Genomic DNA, 15,661 nt, shown 5'->3' with positions numbered 1-15,661 from the left:
CTTTTAGCTCGCCGGGACCAGTTCGATCACGTCGAGTAAGGATTCATAGGCCGGTGCGGGCAGCACGAGCCGCCAGCGATTGTCGCCGATCCGCTCGATCAGCCCCGCCATGTCGCGCATCCGGTCGCTGCCGTAATTGACCGCCATCTTCTCGTCGCCGAGTTCGAGCGTGCCGAGAAAAATCTGGCGCTTCAGATTGTCGGGAAAGATCAGGCCGACGGGCCGCTGCGACCCCGAGATCTTGGTCAGGCTCGACAGTCCCTGTTCGGGCGCGACGCGGCACCGGAACCAGCCATAGCCGATATAGGCGAGATCGCGGCGCGCCTGCGCCCCGACCTTGACCGTCCGGCACCGGTAATCGCCGGCGGGCAGATGCGGATTGGGCAATGCCGCCATCGGTTGCAGCAGCACGCCTTCGCGGTCGATGTCGGCGCCAAAGCCTTTCGCGCGGGCATCGGCCAGTGCCGCCTGCCAGCTGCTGTACCAGCTGCGAATGCGCTCCTTGTCCTGCGTTGTCGCGGTGCCGCGCCATGTGCCCGTCTCCGCCGGAGCATCGGCGGCCGACGGCGGCACTGGCGGCACCGTTCGACAGGCGCTGACAGTCAAGCCCATCATCAGGGCTAAAATCAAATTGGTACGACCCCTCATTCTCCGTCACTCCCCGGTCCGGTTGCGTTAACCTTAGGAGGGCGAAGGAAATAGCTCAAGGGCGCAGCCGATCAGGCGGCCGTCCAGCCGCCGTCGACGCTGAGGTTCGCGCCGGTGATGTTGGCGGCCTCGTCGCGGGTCAGGAAGGATGCGATCGCCGCGACCTGCTCGACGGTCACGAACTGCTTCGTCGGCTGGCCCGCCAGCAGCACATCGTTGATGACCTGTTCGCGCGTCATGCCGCGCGCCTTCATCGTGTCGGGAATCTGGTTTTCGACGAGCGGAGTCCAGACATAGCCCGGGCTGATGCAATTCACGGTGATGCCGGCGTCGGCGACTTCGAGCGCGACGGTCTTGGTGAGGCCCGCAAGCCCGTGCTTCGCGGTGACATAGGCCGATTTGAATGGCGAGGCGACGAGCGAGTGCGCCGACGCCGTGGCGATGATCCGCCCCCATTTCTTCTTGCGCATGACGGGGACGGCGTGGCGGATCGTGTGGAACGCGGCGGTCAGGTTGAGCGCGATGATCATGTCCCATTTCTCGACCGGGAAATCCTCGACCGGTGCGACGAACTGCATGCCCGCATTGTTGACGAGAATGTCGACCCCGCCGAAATCCTTGTCGGCGCGTTTGAACATGTCTTCGATCTGTTCGGGCTTCGTCAGGTCGGCACCGTCATAGGCGGCCTTCCCGCCGCTGATCGCTTCCAGCCCCTTGCGTTCGGTTTCGATCGCGTCGGCTTCGCCGAACCCGTTGATGATGATGTTCGCGCCTTCGGCCGCGAATGCCTTCGCAATCCCGAGTCCGATCCCGGACGTCGATCCGGTGACGAGGGCGGTCTTTCCTGTGAGGCGCATAAGATAGTCCTTTCGGTGGAGAGAGTAAGGGTCCGAACCCTAGGAAACGTCAGGCTCGGCCTTTGGTCGCAATGCGTTCGATTGCACCGCGAAACTGTCCGACCGCCCTTCGGCGATGCTTTCGGCGAGCAGGTGACCGTCTTTCATCGCGGCTTCGACCGCATCGCGGCCGAGCGCCCAATTGACCTCCATCGTCGAGCGCGAAAATTCGAAATCGCGCGCGCCGGTCTGCCATGACGGCGGTTCGTGGATCAACTGGACGACGTTGAGCGCCTTGCAGTCGACCATCTTGCGCACCGCCTTGACCTCGGACAGGTCGGCGAACTCGGGCGGCAATTTCTGCAGCATCCGGTCGATCAGCCGGTGTTCCTTGCGCCGCCGCACCAGTCCGTCCGAAATGCGGCGCGTCCGGCTGGAAAAGCGGATGTCCTTTTCGCGCGACCAGGCTTCTTCCATGTCGTGCGGGCGATCCCCGCGCGCGGGGAACAGGTCGACCTGAAACACCAGCATATCCTCGTTCGCCGACTCGACGACATGTTCGAGCGGCGTGTTCGACACGAGCCCGCCGTCCCAATACCATGTCCCGTCGATCTCGACCGGCGGGAGCCCCGGCGGCAGCGCGCCCGAGGCGAGGATATGCCGCGCATCGAGCGTTTCGAGCTTCGTGTCGAAATAGCGGAAATTGCCCGTCTCTACCGCAACTGCGCCGACCGACAGCCGCACCTTGCCGTTGTTCACCCGGTCCCAGTCGACCAGCCGGTCGAGTGTCTGGGCCAGCGGCGCGGTATCGTAGAAACTGACCGCTTCGGGCGTCTGCCGCGCGGCAAAGGCGGGCGGCGGGAAGCGCGGGGTAAAGAAGCCGGGGACGCCGAACGCCGCGACCTGCCCCGCCGCCGCCATATGCGTCCACTCGCGCGCCCAGTCGCTGTCGACCGTCGGCAGCGAGGGCAGCGCCGACGACACGCCTTCCCAGAATTCGCGCATCTTGCCGACGGCCTGATCGCGTTCGTTCCCTGCGATGATCGCGGCATTGACCGCGCCGATCGAAATCCCCGCTACCCAGTCGAGCTCGATGCCGAGATCGATCAGCGCCTCATACACCCCCGCCTGAAACGCGCCGAGCGCGCCGCCGCCCTGCAGGACAAGCACGACGAGGTCGGGAAGCGGAAGCGCGGCGCGGGCGGCACGGCGTGGCATGGACTCGGGGGATCCTTGATTGAGCGGGGCCAATTTGTGCACCGCAACACAGCCTATTGCAATGGCTCGATTATATGCGAAGCCCCTTCCAATTGCCCGGCGCTGCTGTAACACTCGCGCCGAGACGACCATTTACCGGTGGAGAAGCCCCATGCGCCTCGACGACTATGATCCCGGTGACGACATCCGCGACCTGGGCCGCGGTAGCGGCGGCGGTTTCGGCGGCGGTGGGGGCGGCGGTCTCGGCGGGCTTCTCATCGGATTTCTGCCGATGCTGCTCGGGCGCAAGATGGGTTGCGGCACGATCCTGCTGATCGGTGCGGCCGCTTTCTTCCTTCTCGGTCCCGGCGCCAATATGCTCAGCGGCGGCGGCGGCACCGCCGATCCGGCCGTGGACAGCCGTAGCGGCGCCAATGTCGCCTGCGATACCGCGAGCGAACGCTTTGCCTGCAACGTATTCGGATCGACGCATACGGTTTGGGAGGGTCTGATCACCGGCTATCGCAAGCCGACGCTCAATTTCTATGAACAATCGACGCGCAATTCGGGCTGCGGCGCCGCAAGCTCGGCGATGGGCCCCTTCTATTGTCCCGCCGACCAGGGCGTCTATCTCGACACCAGCTTCTTCCGCGAACTCGAACAGAAATTCGGCGCCGCGGGCGACGCGGCACAAGCCTATGTGATCGCGCACGAGGTCGGCCATCATATCCAGACGATCAGCGGCATTTCGGATCAAGTCCGCCGCGCGCAACAGCGCGCCTCGCAGGCCGAAGGCAATGCGCTGCAGGTTCGCATGGAGCTTCAGGCCGATTGCTACGCCGGCGTCTGGGCCGCGCGCGCAAAGAACAGCGCGGGCCAGCCGGTCATGGAAGAGGGCGACATGGAAGAAGCGATGCGCGCCGCGAACGCGATCGGCGACGACACGCTGATGCGCTCGGCGGGGCAGCGGCCGGTGCCCGAAAGCTTTACCCACGGCACGAGCGAACAGCGCATGAGCTGGCTGCGCCGCGGCCTGCAATCGGGGGATCCGCGCCAGTGCGACGCGTTCGGCACGGCCGGCTGATCGCAGCGCTCGCGGCGGCACTCGCCGCAGCGCCAGCATCGGCCGAAACCCTCTATGTCCAGACCGGGCGGCTGATCGACGGCGTCTCGGACGAGGTCCGTACCGGCCAGTGCATCACCGTCGAGGCCGAGCGCATCAAGGCGGTCGGCGCGTGCGGAAAGGCGCCCGATGGCGCGAGGGTCGTCGACTGGTCGGGCTTTACCGTCCTGCCCGGCCTGATCGATCTCCACACCCATCTCGCCGATCTCGGCCAGAGCGCCGACCTTGCCGCACCAATGAAGGCATCGCCCGCCGAAACCGCGCTCGTCGGCGCGCGCAACGCGCGCGTGACGCTGGGCGCGGGTTTTACGAGCGTGCGCGACGTCGGCACCTATCGCGGCCTGACCGACGTGACGCTGCGCAATGCGATCGAGCGCGGCGACGTGCCGGGGCCGCGCATGTGGGTCGCAGGCGCCTATCTCACCATCCCGAAGGGCGGCGGCGAACTGAACGGCGTCGTCCCGAACGAACAGCTGCCCCCCGACATGCGCCTCGGCGTCGCGGCGACGCCGGAGGAAGCCGCGGCGAAGACGACGTATCTGCTCGACCATGGCGCCGACTTCATCAAGACGATCGCGACCGGTGCGGTGCTCGCGATCGGCACCGAACCCGGCGCGCCCGAAATGACCGTCGAGCAGCTGCGCGCGGTCGTGAAGGTCGCGCATGCCCGCGGCAAGAGGGTCACCGCGCACGCGCATGGTGCGATCGGCATCCAGAATGCGATCAACGCCGGGGTCGACAGCATCGAACATGCGAGCCTGGCCGATGAGGCGACGCTGCAGCTTGCAAAAAAGCGCGGAACCTGGCTCGCGATGGACATCTACAACGGCACCTATATCGACGAGGTCGGCACGAAAGAGGGCTGGCCCGAGGAATATCTGCGCAAGAACCGCGAGACCACCGACGCGCAGCGCGCCGCTTTCCGCCGCGCGGTCGAGCTGGGCGTCAATATCGGTTATGCGACCGACGCGGGCGTCTATCCGCACGGGCTCAACGCGCGCCAGTTCCGCAACATGGTCAAATATGGGATGACGCCGATGCAGGCGATCCAGTCCGCGACCGGGCGCGCGGCAGAGGAAATGGGGCGCGGCGATGTCGGCGCGATCCTGCCCGGCCGCTATGCCGATTTCATCGCGGTGAAGGCCGATCCGCTCGCCGACATCACCGTGCTCGAAAAGATCGACCATGTGATGAAGGGCGGCGCGATCGTCCGTTAGGAACCGACCTTTTCGGGCTTCCGCTTTTTCGCTTTTTCCGCCGCAAGCTTGCTGCCCGCCAGGGCAAGCTGCGCCTTGGCGACGCGCTCCGCGGCGTGCGCCTCGGCGCGCGCCAGCAGCAAGGCGAGATCTTCGCGGCTGATATCGAACGTTTCGCCCAGATCGGCGAGCGCCCCATCGATGTCGTCCATCAACAGCCCGACCGGCTCCTGCGGCACCGCCTTCCCGTCGACGGGCCGTGCGCGGTGCGGATAGCTGTGCCCCGAAAAACGGTGGAACAGCATGCCGACGCCCACGAGGATCAGCGAATTGATGAGCACGGGCACAAGGAAATCGGCGACATGTCCCGAAAAGCTCTGCCAGCCGAGCACCGCGCTGAGCGCGACCGCGCCGCCCGGAGGATGCAGGCAGCGCGCGAGCGACATCATCAAGATGGCGGTCGAGACCGCCAGCGCGGCAGCGAAGGCGGGCTCGCCGATCGCCTGTGCCACGACCACGCCGAAAATGCCCGAAATGACGTTGCCGCCGACGATCGACCAGGGCTGGGCGAGCGGGCTCGCGGGCACGGCGAACAGCAGCACCGCCGACGCGCCGATCGGTGCGATGATCCACGGCATCGTGACAGGGAACATCGCCGCGCAGATCAGGCCGGCAAAGCTGATCCCCACGAGCGCGCCCACGCTGGCGACCACCCGGTCGCGCAGGCTCGCGCCCGCCAGCAGCGGTAAAAAAATCCGACTCGAATCCGGCTTCGCCACAGATATCTCCTTGAACGCGGCCCGATGGCGCATCGGACGCGGCGGCGCCAGAGAGGTTTGATTTATTATCGCCAAGCCCCGATTTTCAGCGGCAGCGGGAAATCGAGGCGAGCGCGGTCGGTTCGTCCTTGAACCCGCGCGGCGCATCGCTAAACCGCTTTCATGCGAAACCACATCCTGTCCAGCGCGATCGCGCTCGCCGCCGCTCTTTCCACCCCCGCTTTCGCCCGGCCGATGACCGAGGTCGACCTTGCGACCTTGAAGCGCGTCGCCGCGCCGACCGCATCGCCCGATGGGCGATGGGTCGTGTTCCAGATGACCGAGACCGAGGGTGCGACGTACAAGCGTTCGACCGGGCTGTGGCTCGTCGACCGCAATGCGAAGGACGCAAAGCCTGCCCAAATCGCCGACACCGCGGGCAAGAATGAAACCGCGCCCGCCTTCGACAAGGATGGCATTCTCTATTTCCTCTCGAACGCTTCGGGCAAAAGCCAGGTATGGCGGATCGATCCCAAGGCGGGCGCCGCGGCGACGCAGGTGACCGACACCCAGGCCGACGTGTCGGGCTTCAAGATATCGCCCGACGCGGCGAAACTGCTCGCGTGGGGCGATATCGCGAAGGAATGCACCGATTTCGGCTGCGACGCCAAGGACAAGGGCGCGCTCTCTGGCCCCGGCAGCGGCCGTCTGTACAAAGATGGCGCGGGCTTCGTCCGCCACTGGGACGAGTGGGAAACCCCCGGTACCTATAGCCGCCCGTTCGTTTTCAACCTCGCAGGCGGCAAGGCCAGCGCGGCGCGCCCGGTCGACGCGGGCCTGATCGGCGACAGCCCGTCGAAGCCGTTCGGCGGCGGCGAGGAACTCGCGTGGGGCGCCGACAGCCGCACCGTCTTCTTCACGCTGCGCAAGGCCGACCGAAACGAGCCGATGTCGACCAATCTCGATATCTACAGCTGGCTGGTCGACAGCCGGATGATGCCGACCAATTTGACGCAGGACAATCAGGCCACCGACACCCTCCCCACCCCCTCGCCCGACGGCAAATGGCTTGCCTATGCCGCGATGGCACGGCCGGGGTATGAGGCCGACCGGCAGGTGCTGATGCTGCGCAATCTCGAAAGCGGCGCGACGAAAAAACTCACCGATGCGTGGGACCGTTCGGTCGGCTCGATCGCGTGGGCGCCCGACGGCAAGTCGCTTTATGTCACCGCGCAGGACACGCTCGACCACCCCGTTTTCCGCGTCGATGCCGCGAGCGGCAAGGTCGAGAAGCTCAAGGCGTCGAACGAGGCCTTCGACGGCAATATCGGCGATGTTGCGCCGCTTCCCGGCGGCGCCCTCCTCTATTCGCGCAACAGCGCGCTGGCGCCGACCGACCTGTTCGTCCGCGATGCCAAGGGCAAGGTGAAGCAGCTCACCGCGGTCAACGCCGCGCGCCTCGCCGAGTATGACGCGGTCGAACTCGACCGCGTCCAGTTCGCGGGCGCGAACGGCGACAAGGTGTGGGGGATGATCGTCAAGCCAGTCAGCCCGGTTCAGAAATTGCCGGTCGCGTTCATCGTCCACGGCGGCCCGCAGTCGAGCTTCGGCAACAGCTGGTCGACACGCTGGAACCCGCGCGTCTTCGCGCAGCAGGGCTATGGCGTCGTCACGGTCGATTTCCACGGCTCGACGGGTTACGGTCAGGCGTTCACCGACAGCATCAACAAGGATTGGGGCGGCAAGCCGCTCGAGGATCTGAAGCTCGGCCTCGCCGCGGCGGGCAAGCAGGACGCACAGCTCGACATCACCAACGCCTGCGCGCTCGGCGCCTCCTATGGCGGCTATATGATGAACTGGATCGCGGGTCAGTGGACCGACGGCTTCAAATGCCTCGTCCAGCACGACGGCGTGTTCGATCTGCGCGCGATGGCGTTCGAGACCGAGGAACTCTGGTTCGACGAATGGGACCATGGCGGCCCGTGGTGGGAACGCACCGACCCCGAAAAGTGGAACCCGGTCAACCATGTGACCAAGTGGAAAACCCCGATGCTGGTGATCACCAGCGAGAAGGATTTCCGCATTCCCTACAGCCAGGGTCTCGCGGCGTTCACCGCGCTTCAGCGCCGGAATATTCCGTCGCAGCTGCTCGTCTTCCCCGACGAAAACCACTGGGTGCTGAAGGGCGCGAACAGCGTCCAGTGGCACCAGACGGTGTTCAATTGGTTGGGCAGCCATCTGAAGAAGTAGGTCAGCCTCTCCTTACCTCGTCACCCCGGACTTGATCCGGGGTCCCGCTTTTTCCTTCCAAGACGGAAAAGCGGGACCCCGGATCAAGCCCGGCATGACGAGAGATAGGGAGTGTTTAAGCGATCACCCCCTTGCCGCCTCGCGCCCCGGCTGGCAAAGGCGCCCGGCTATGCCGATGGAAAAAACGTTCGATCCCGCCGCTATCGAGGCGAAATGGGCCCATGAATGGGAAAGCCGCGGGCTGTTTCGCCCCGCGCGTCCCGATGCGACACCCTTCACGATCGTCAACCCGCCGCCGAACGTCACCGGCGCGCTCCACATCGGCCACGCGCTCGACAACACGTTGCAGGACGTGCTCGTCCGCTACGAACGCTTGCGCGGCAAGGACGCGCTGTGGGTCGTCGGCATGGATCATGCCGGCATCGCGACGCAGATGGTGGTCGAGCGCCAGATGGAAGAGCGGCAGGACAAGCGCACCAATTACAGCCGCGAAGATTTCATCGACAAGGTGTGGCAGTGGAAAGCCGAAAGCGGCGGTCAGATCACCGGCCAGCTCCGCCGCCTCGGCTGCTCGATGGACTGGAGCCGCGAGCAGTTCACGATGGACCCGCATTTCACGCGGGCCGTGGTCAAGGTGTTCGTCGACCTGCACAAAAAGGGGCTGATCTACCGCGACAAGCGCCTCGTGAACTGGGACCCGAAGCTCAAGACCGCGATTTCGGACCTCGAGGTCGAGACGCATGAGATTCAGGGCGGCTTCTGGCACTTCAAATATCCGCTCGCCGACGGCGTGACGCTCGATGATGGCCGCGACTATATCGTGGTCGCGACGACGCGCCCCGAAACGATGCTCGCCGATATGGCGGTCGCGGTGCATCCCAACGATGCGCGCTACAAGAGCGTGATCGGCAAGGACATCCTCCAGCCGATCACCGGCCGCCGCTTCAAGGTCGTCGCCGACGAACATGCCGACCCCGAGCTGGGGTCGGGCGCGGTGAAGATCACCCCGGGGCACGACTTCAACGACTTCGACGTTGGCAAGCGCGCGGGTTTCAAGGCCGGCGAGATGCTCAACATGCTCGATGGCGATGCGAACGTCATCCAGACCGCCGACGGGCTGATCCCCGCCGAATATCTCGGCCTCCATCGCTTCAAGCGCGACGGCAAGGACGGCGCGCGCGAACTGGTCGTGACGCGGATGAAGGAAGCCGGCTTCCTGATCGCGCATGTCGACAAGGACGGCGGCGAACATGACTTCGAACCGCGCACGATCCAGACCCCGTTCGGCGACCGCGGCGGTGTGGTGATCGAACCGTGGCTGACCGACCAATGGTATGTCGACGCCGAAACGCTGGCGCAGCCGCCGATGGCGGCCGTGCGCGACGGGCGCATCAACATCGTACCCAAGACGTGGGAAAAGACCTTCTTCAACTGGATGGAGAATATCCAGCCTTGGTGCGTCTCACGCCAGCTCTGGTGGGGGCACCGGATTCCGGCGTGGTATGGGCCGAAACGGGACGATGACGGTCGTATCAGCGTCGCGATTAAAGGGAAGGGAGGCGCATCCTTCCAAGGCGACTACGAGATATTCGTCGCGGAGACCGAAGAGCAGGCGTTGGCCGCCGCCGCCAAATACTATCAAGCTGATGTGTTCGTTGGCAAATCTCCGGAAGACGCTTTCGATGAAATTTTGACGTCGGACTCTGAGCATCCCGCACGGGCCTGCATCTGGCGCGACGAAGACGTCCTCGACACCTGGTTTTCCTCGGCACTCTGGCCCTTCGCCACGCTCGGCTGGCCCGAGGACACTGAGCTTCTGAAGCGCCACTACCCCAACGACGTCCTCGTCTCGGGCTTCGACATCCTCTTCTTCTGGGATGCGCGCATGGCGATGCAGGGCATGGAGTTCATGTCTGACGTTCCGTGGAAGACGCTCTATCTTCACGGCCTCGTCCGCGCGCCCGATGGCGCGAAGATGTCGAAGTCGAAAGGCAATGTCGTCGACCCGCTCGGATTGATCGACCAATATGGCGCCGATGCCCTCCGCTTCTTCATGTCGGCGATGGAAAGCCAGGGCCGCGACATCAAGATGGATGACGCGCGTCTCGCGGGCTATCGCAACTTCGCGACCAAGCTCTGGAACGCCGCGCGCTTCTGCGAAGCCAATGGCATTTCGGCGTCGACCAGCTTCGAGGCGCCCGCCGCGACGCTGCCGGTCAACCGCTGGATCATCGGCGAGGTCGCCGCGACCGTCGCCGCGATGGACACGGCCTTCGCCGCCTATCGCTTCGACGAGGCGGCGAACGCGATCTACAGCTTTGCCTGGGACCGCTTCTGCGACTGGTATCTCGAACTGATCAAGGGCGCGATCGACGACGAGACGAAGGCCGTTGCCGGCTGGGTGCTCGACCAGATCCTCGTCATGCTCCACCCCTTCATGCCCTTCATCACCGAAGAGCTGTGGACCGGCCTCGGCGACCGCGCCGACTATCCGCTCATCACCGCGAAGTGGCCCGCGCCGAGCGCGGCACGCGATGCCGATGCCAGCGCCGACATCGACTGGCTCATCAAGCTGGTTAGCGAACTGCGTACCGCAAAAGCCGAACTCGGCCTGCCCCCCGGCGCGCGGCTGACCGCGCATTTCCCGGCGTCGCTCAAGGGCCGCACCGACAAGCTCGCGGCGCAACTCGATCGCCTCGCGCGCCTCGAAGCGATCAGCTTCGATCCCGCGCCCGCGGGCGCATCGGCGCAGCTCGTCGTCGAGGGCGAGACGATCACCGTCCCGCTCGAAGGCGTGATCGACATCGCCGCCGAACGCGACCGGCTGACCAAAGCGCTCGCCGCCGCGGCGAAGGAACGCGACGGCCTCGCCGGGCGGCTGAACAATCCGTCGTTCGTCGAACGCGCCAAGCCCGAAGCGGTCGAAAAGGCGCGCGCCGACCACGCCGCCAAGGAGGCCGAGGCCGACCGCCTGACCGCCGCATTGGCGCGGCTGGGTTGAGCGAAGAGGCGCCCGTCACGCCGACCCCGGTCGCCGCGGCGGCCGACCCCGCCGCAGGGCCGATCCCGCCGCGCCAGACCGCGCGCGACGGGCGAATGGACCTGACCAGCGGGCCGATCACCAAGACGCTGATCCTCTTCGCGCTGCCGACGCTCGCGTCGAACATCCTCCAGACACTATCCGGCTCGGTGAACGCGATCTGGGTCGGGCAGTTCCTCGGCGAAAGCGCGCTCGCCGCAACCGCCAATGCGAACATCATCATGTTCCTGATGTTCGGCGCCTTCTTCGGTTTCGGCATGGCAGCCACGGTGCTGATCGGCCAGTCGATGGGGCGCGGCGATATCGACGCCGCGCGCCGCGCGACAGGCGGCGTGATCGGCCTCGCGCTCATCTTCTCGGTCGTCATCGCGATTGTCGGCTGGTTCGCGTCGGACCAGATATTGCGCTGGCTCGAAACCCCGCCCGAAGCCTTTGCGCTGGCGCATGATTATCTGCGCGTCACCTTCCTCGCGGTTCCCGCTTCGATGCTGTCGGTGACGCTGATGATGGCCTCGCGCGGCGCGGGCGACGCGGTGACGCCGCTGCGGTTCATGATCCTCGCGGTCGTGCTCGACATCGTCTTCAACCCCGTCCTAATCCTCGGCCTCGGCCCCTTCCCGCGCCTTGGCATTGCGGGAAGTGCGCTCGCGACCGCGATCGCAGGGACGATCAGTCTCGCGGGCATGATCGGCTGGTTCTACGCCAAGAACCACGTGCTGCGCCTGCGCGGGCATGAGCTGTCCTACCTGCTTCCCAAATGGTCCGAGCTGCGCTTCATTATCGGCCGCGGCCTGCCGATGGGCGCGCAGATGCTCGTGATCTCGGGCGCCGGGCTCGTCATGGTCGGGCTCGTCAATCGCGAGGGACTGGTCACCGCCGCCGCCTATGGTGCGACGCTCCAGCTGTGGAATTATATCCAGATGCCCGCGCTCGCGGTCGGTGCGGCGGTCAGTTCGATGGCGGCACAGAATATCGGCGCCGGGCGCTGGGATCGCGTCGCATCGGTGACCAACAGCGGCATCGCGATCAATCTTGCGATGACCGGCGTCCTGATCGCCCTGCTCCTGGCTTTCGACCGCGCCGCGCTCGCGCTCTTCCTCGGCAGCGAAAGCCCCGCGATCGACGTCGCGCGCAATATCCAGCTGATCGCGACCTGGACCTTCCTGCCCTTCGGCACGACGATCGTGCTGATCAGCACGCTGCGCGCCAATGGCTCGGTCGTGCCGCCGCTCGTCATCCTGTTCCTGTCGATGTTCCCGATCCGCCTTGGCATCTATTATTTCGGTTATCCGGCGGTCGGCAGCGACATCCTCTGGTGGAGCTTTCCGCTCTCGTCGCTCGCCTCGCTGGCGATGGCGTGGGCGATTTACCGGCGCGGCAACTGGCGCCGCGCACTGCCGCAACCGGCGGGCTGACCGGCCTTCGCCTTTCGACCAAGGTGCGCGCAGCTTCGACTGGCGGTCCGGTGCCCGCTAGCCATCGATCGGCATTTGGCGCTAAAGCCAGCATAATGAATATCTCAAACCGCAAGGATGCGCTGCGCGATCAGCGCGCGAAAATGTTGGCGGCGGCGCCCGACTGGCGCGCCTCCGACGCCCGCGTGAACCCCCGGGTCGCGATCGGATCGATCATCGCGATGTGGGCGATCTATTTCCTGATCACCTCGGTGCTCGCGATGCTGACCGGCGTGCCCGAGCAATGGCCGTCGGCCGGCCGCCGCGCGATCGTCGTCGTCGCCGGTATCTTGTGCACCTTTGTCCTTTATCAACTGCTCCAGCGCGCTCAACCGCAGAGTTTCGGCGCCCGGCTGGCGGCCGCCTTCGGCGCCGCGGTCCCCCTCGTGATCATCTATGCCACGGTCAATCTGATGGTTTTCTATTATTGGTTTCCGGTTTCCGACAGCGCCAAGATCGTCGAGGAAATGCAGTCGAAATATTCGGTCGCGTGGGAAACGATGCTGATCCTCGACAGCTCGATCCGCTGGTATTTCTTCTTTGCCGTCTGGGCCGCGCTCTATGTCGCGTTCGGCTATGCCAACGAGATGCGCGCTCTCGAACGCCGCGCCAACCATTTCCGAATGGAGGCACAGACCGCGCAGCTCCGCGCGCTGCATTACCAGGTCAATCCGCACTTCCTGTTCAACACGCTCAATTCGCTGTCGACCCTCGTGCTCAAGGGATCGAAAAGCGAGGCCGAGACGATGATCATGAATCTCGCGTCCTTCCTGCGATCGAGCCTCGCGGTCGATCCCGAGCAGCTCGTCAGTCTCGACGAGGAAATTGCGCTCCAGCGGCTCTATCTCGACATCGAGCAGACCCGCTTCCCCGATCGCCTGCAGGTGGAAGTCGCCATGCCGAAAGAGCTGGAAAACGCCTGCGTTCCCGTGCTGATCCTGCAACCGATCATCGAGAATGCGATCAAATATGGCGTCGCACCAAGCAAGGGGAAGATCGCGGTCCGCCTCACCGCCAGCGCCGAATACGGCCTGCTGGTGCTGCGCATCGAAAACGACATCGATCCGAAGGCACCCGCCCCCGCCTCGGGAACCGGCCTCGGCCTCGGCAATGTGCGCGAACGCCTGCTGACCCGTTATGGTCCCACCGCGGGATGCGAATGGGGTCCTTCGGACAACGGCGGCTTTGTCGTATCGCTGTGGCTGCCATTAGCTCGGGAGGCTTGCTAAGGGTCAGGCTCTACTAATTGCGCGATCGAGGTTTGAAGCGATTTTGTTCAGTGTGAGGAGGCAAGGCGCAGTAATATGTCGATATTTCAAGACTTGTCGACGAGGCACTGGACAAAATCGGTCAAATCCCGAAGGGACGTCGAAATGGCTTCGATCTCGAGCCCGCGCGGCCTTGCGGGTAGCGATGCTACCCGCTGCGTCCACCCGGACCCGATATCTTCGCCATTTCGACGCCTCGAACGTGCAATTAGTGGGGCCTGACCCTTATGATCCAGACTCTTCGCACCCTGATCGTCGATGACGAACCGCTGGCGATCGAACGATTGCAGATCCTGACCGGGCAGCAGGACGGCGTATCGCTCGTCGGCACCGCGAGCGACGGCGCCTCGGCGCTCCGCATGGTCGATGCCCTCGCGCCCGACCTCGTGCTCTGCGATATCGCGATGCCCGATCTCAACGGGCTGGAGGTCGCCGCGGCGATCGAGGGGCTCGACAACCCACCCGCGGTCGTCTTCGTTACCGCCTTCGATCGTTATGCGGTGGCGGCGTTCGACGTTGCCGCGGTCGATTATCTGCTCAAGCCCGTGTCGCCCGACCGCCTCGCCCGCGCGCTGTCGCGCGTGCGCGAATGGCGCGCGACCGAGCGCGCGCCGGCGCAAAAAAGCAGATGGATCAATGAATTCTGGGTCCAGAACCGCGGCGAGATGCTGCGCATCGATGCCGGACAGGTCGATTTGATCGAGGCCGAGCGCGACTATATGCGCCTGCATGTCGGCGGCCGCAGCTGGCTGATCCATCAGACGATCAAATCGCTGGAAGCGCGCATGAACCCCGATCAGTTCATGCGCATCCACCGGTCGAAAATGATCCGCCGCGAAGGCATCGTCGGATTGAAGCACCATGGCGACGGCGCGTGGAGCGTCGACCTGGGCGAAGGCGGCGTCCACCGCATCGGACGCACCTATCTCCACGATGTAAAGGCTATCATGCACGCCTGAACAAAAAAAAAGCGGCCATGCCGCAAGGGCATGACCGCCTTTCGGGACAAACATACGGCGGGGTTGGTCAGGGCGCGGCGGCGACGACAATCCGGCCGCGATCGGCCAGGCGGGCGCTTTCGCCGTTGAACAGGCCGGCCAGTTTCACATCGGCGTCAGCCATCGCGCTGTCCTCGCAGCGATTGGCAACGGCACGTTCGCGAAGGCCCTGCCGGTAGTGCAGACGGGTGCCGCACACTTTCTGAACGGCAAATTTGACGCGGGCGTTCAGCCGCTCGCGGCCGTCGGCGCTCGACAGGTTCAGGTCATCGTAACGCACGACGACGGTATGCCGCTCGCCATCGTCTTCGGCCGCGGCCGGAACCGCAAAACCGGCCAGCGCAACCGGCGCTGCCAGCAGGAAAGAAAATTTCGCCATGGGGGAGTCCTCTCTTCAAAAAGGATGCGGGATACCGGTTGGCGGACCGGGGAGACCGTCTTCCGATATCCCGCAAAGGGGTGATACCCCCTGGACGTCATGAGAATCGCCTTTGGATCGATCGGGGCGGACAGCCGCTCGATTGACAGACGAAGCGCGTCGATCCGTCGACGAATGGCCGGCTGCGGGGCAATATCATGGCGCCGGGCTTGCATCCGGCGCATGTTCATGGCCAAATTGACCGATGGCGAGGAAATTATCTTTCGCTGCGAGTCGCCGCACGGGTGCGCGCCTGTTCCGTTGGTGGGCGCTCGCGCTCGCCGGGGTGACCGGCGGGGCTTTGCTGGGCGAAATGGCCGTCGGGACGCGATTGGGCCGCGGAACCGGCGAGCCCGTATCCTATTCGAACCTCAGCGCCAATCCGGACGCGCTGGCGCCGCAGGGCAGCGGGGCCGCGCCGTGCCTCGACTGCGCGGACAGCTACGGCGTCGCGATGCGGCTGCGGGCGCATCGC

13 protein-coding genes are annotated in these 15,661 nt (G+C 65.2%); 8 read left to right on the top strand and 5 right to left on the bottom strand.

Annotation, left to right across the window (positions count from 1 at the left end; genetic code table 11):
- Positions 1 to 3: 3 nt before the first annotated feature.
- From ACTJI5_RS00065 to ACTJI5_RS00055, 3 genes are all read right to left on the bottom strand, one after another.
- Positions 4 to 615: a DUF4893 domain-containing protein gene (locus tag ACTJI5_RS00065; protein WP_310253172.1), complete on the bottom strand. Its 612-nt coding sequence runs from the start codon at positions 613 to 615 to the stop codon at positions 4 to 6.
- Positions 616 to 719: 104 nt separating this feature from the next.
- A complete protein-coding gene (locus ACTJI5_RS00060) occupies positions 720 to 1,505 on the bottom strand; it encodes a 3-hydroxybutyrate dehydrogenase (protein ID WP_440858998.1) in 786 nt (261 codons plus the stop codon).
- Positions 1,506 to 1,544: 39 nt separating this feature from the next.
- On the bottom strand, positions 1,545 to 2,702 hold the full coding sequence (locus ACTJI5_RS00055; RefSeq protein WP_440858997.1) for a patatin-like phospholipase family protein: 1,158 nt from the start codon (positions 2,700 to 2,702) through the stop codon (positions 1,545 to 1,547).
- A 151-nt stretch (positions 2,703 to 2,853) separates the two neighbouring features.
- On the opposite strand from ACTJI5_RS00055, the gene ypfJ reads away from it, so the two are divergent.
- Both ypfJ and ACTJI5_RS00045 read left to right on the top strand, forming a co-directional pair.
- The gene (gene ypfJ, locus ACTJI5_RS00050) at positions 2,854 to 3,765 is read left to right on the top strand and encodes a KPN_02809 family neutral zinc metallopeptidase (RefSeq protein ID WP_440858996.1); all 912 of its coding nucleotides are present in this window, start codon (positions 2,854 to 2,856) and stop codon (positions 3,763 to 3,765) included.
- On the top strand, positions 3,738 to 5,021 hold the full coding sequence (locus ACTJI5_RS00045) for an amidohydrolase family protein (RefSeq protein ID WP_440858995.1): 1,284 nt from the start codon (positions 3,738 to 3,740) through the stop codon (positions 5,019 to 5,021). The genes ypfJ and ACTJI5_RS00045 overlap by 28 nt, the downstream gene beginning before the upstream one ends.
- Here ACTJI5_RS00045 and ACTJI5_RS00040 read toward each other — a convergent pair.
- The gene (locus ACTJI5_RS00040; RefSeq protein ID WP_310253163.1) at positions 5,018 to 5,779 is read right to left on the bottom strand and encodes an HPP family protein; all 762 of its coding nucleotides are present in this window, start codon (positions 5,777 to 5,779) and stop codon (positions 5,018 to 5,020) included. The two genes, ACTJI5_RS00045 and ACTJI5_RS00040, sit on opposite strands and share 4 nt — an antisense overlap.
- A gap of 162 nt (positions 5,780 to 5,941) precedes the next feature.
- Here ACTJI5_RS00040 and ACTJI5_RS00035 point away from each other — a divergent pair, with 162 nt between their 5' ends.
- From ACTJI5_RS00035 to ACTJI5_RS00015, 5 genes are all read left to right on the top strand, one after another.
- Complete coding sequence (locus tag ACTJI5_RS00035; RefSeq protein WP_440858994.1) at positions 5,942 to 8,008, top strand: prolyl oligopeptidase family serine peptidase; 2,067 nt, start codon at positions 5,942 to 5,944, stop codon at positions 8,006 to 8,008.
- 169 nt (positions 8,009 to 8,177) lie between these two features.
- The gene (locus ACTJI5_RS00030) at positions 8,178 to 11,009 is read left to right on the top strand and encodes a valine--tRNA ligase (RefSeq protein ID WP_440858993.1); all 2,832 of its coding nucleotides are present in this window, start codon (positions 8,178 to 8,180) and stop codon (positions 11,007 to 11,009) included.
- Entirely contained in the window at positions 11,006 to 12,463 is a 1,458-nt protein-coding gene (locus ACTJI5_RS00025) for an MATE family efflux transporter (RefSeq protein WP_440858992.1), read from the top strand. The genes ACTJI5_RS00030 and ACTJI5_RS00025 overlap by 4 nt, the downstream gene beginning before the upstream one ends.
- Before the next feature lie 95 nt (positions 12,464 to 12,558).
- Positions 12,559 to 13,731, top strand: coding sequence for a sensor histidine kinase (locus ACTJI5_RS00020; protein ID WP_058538233.1), 1,173 nt, complete (start codon positions 12,559 to 12,561; stop codon positions 13,729 to 13,731).
- 266 nt (positions 13,732 to 13,997) lie between these two features.
- Positions 13,998 to 14,729, top strand: a complete 732-nt coding sequence (locus ACTJI5_RS00015) for a LytR/AlgR family response regulator transcription factor (protein WP_056374183.1) — start codon at positions 13,998 to 14,000, stop codon at positions 14,727 to 14,729.
- 67 nt (positions 14,730 to 14,796) lie between these two features.
- Here the strand turns inward: ACTJI5_RS00015 and ACTJI5_RS00010 are convergent, their stop codons facing one another.
- A complete protein-coding gene (locus tag ACTJI5_RS00010; RefSeq protein WP_439512029.1) occupies positions 14,797 to 15,147 on the bottom strand; it encodes a UrcA family protein in 351 nt (116 codons plus the stop codon).
- Between the two features lie 244 nt (positions 15,148 to 15,391).
- Here ACTJI5_RS00010 and ACTJI5_RS00005 point away from each other — a divergent pair.
- Positions 15,392 to 15,661 (top strand): hypothetical protein (locus ACTJI5_RS00005; RefSeq protein ID WP_440858991.1); only part of this gene is annotated, 270 nt, incomplete at its 3' end.

Source organism: Sphingopyxis sp. 22461 (genome assembly GCF_052044915.1).
Taxonomy (GTDB): Bacteria; Pseudomonadota; Alphaproteobacteria; order Sphingomonadales; family Sphingomonadaceae; genus Sphingopyxis.
The sequence above is the reverse complement of the archived record's forward strand: the minus strand, read 5'-3'. Positions and strand labels throughout refer to the sequence as shown.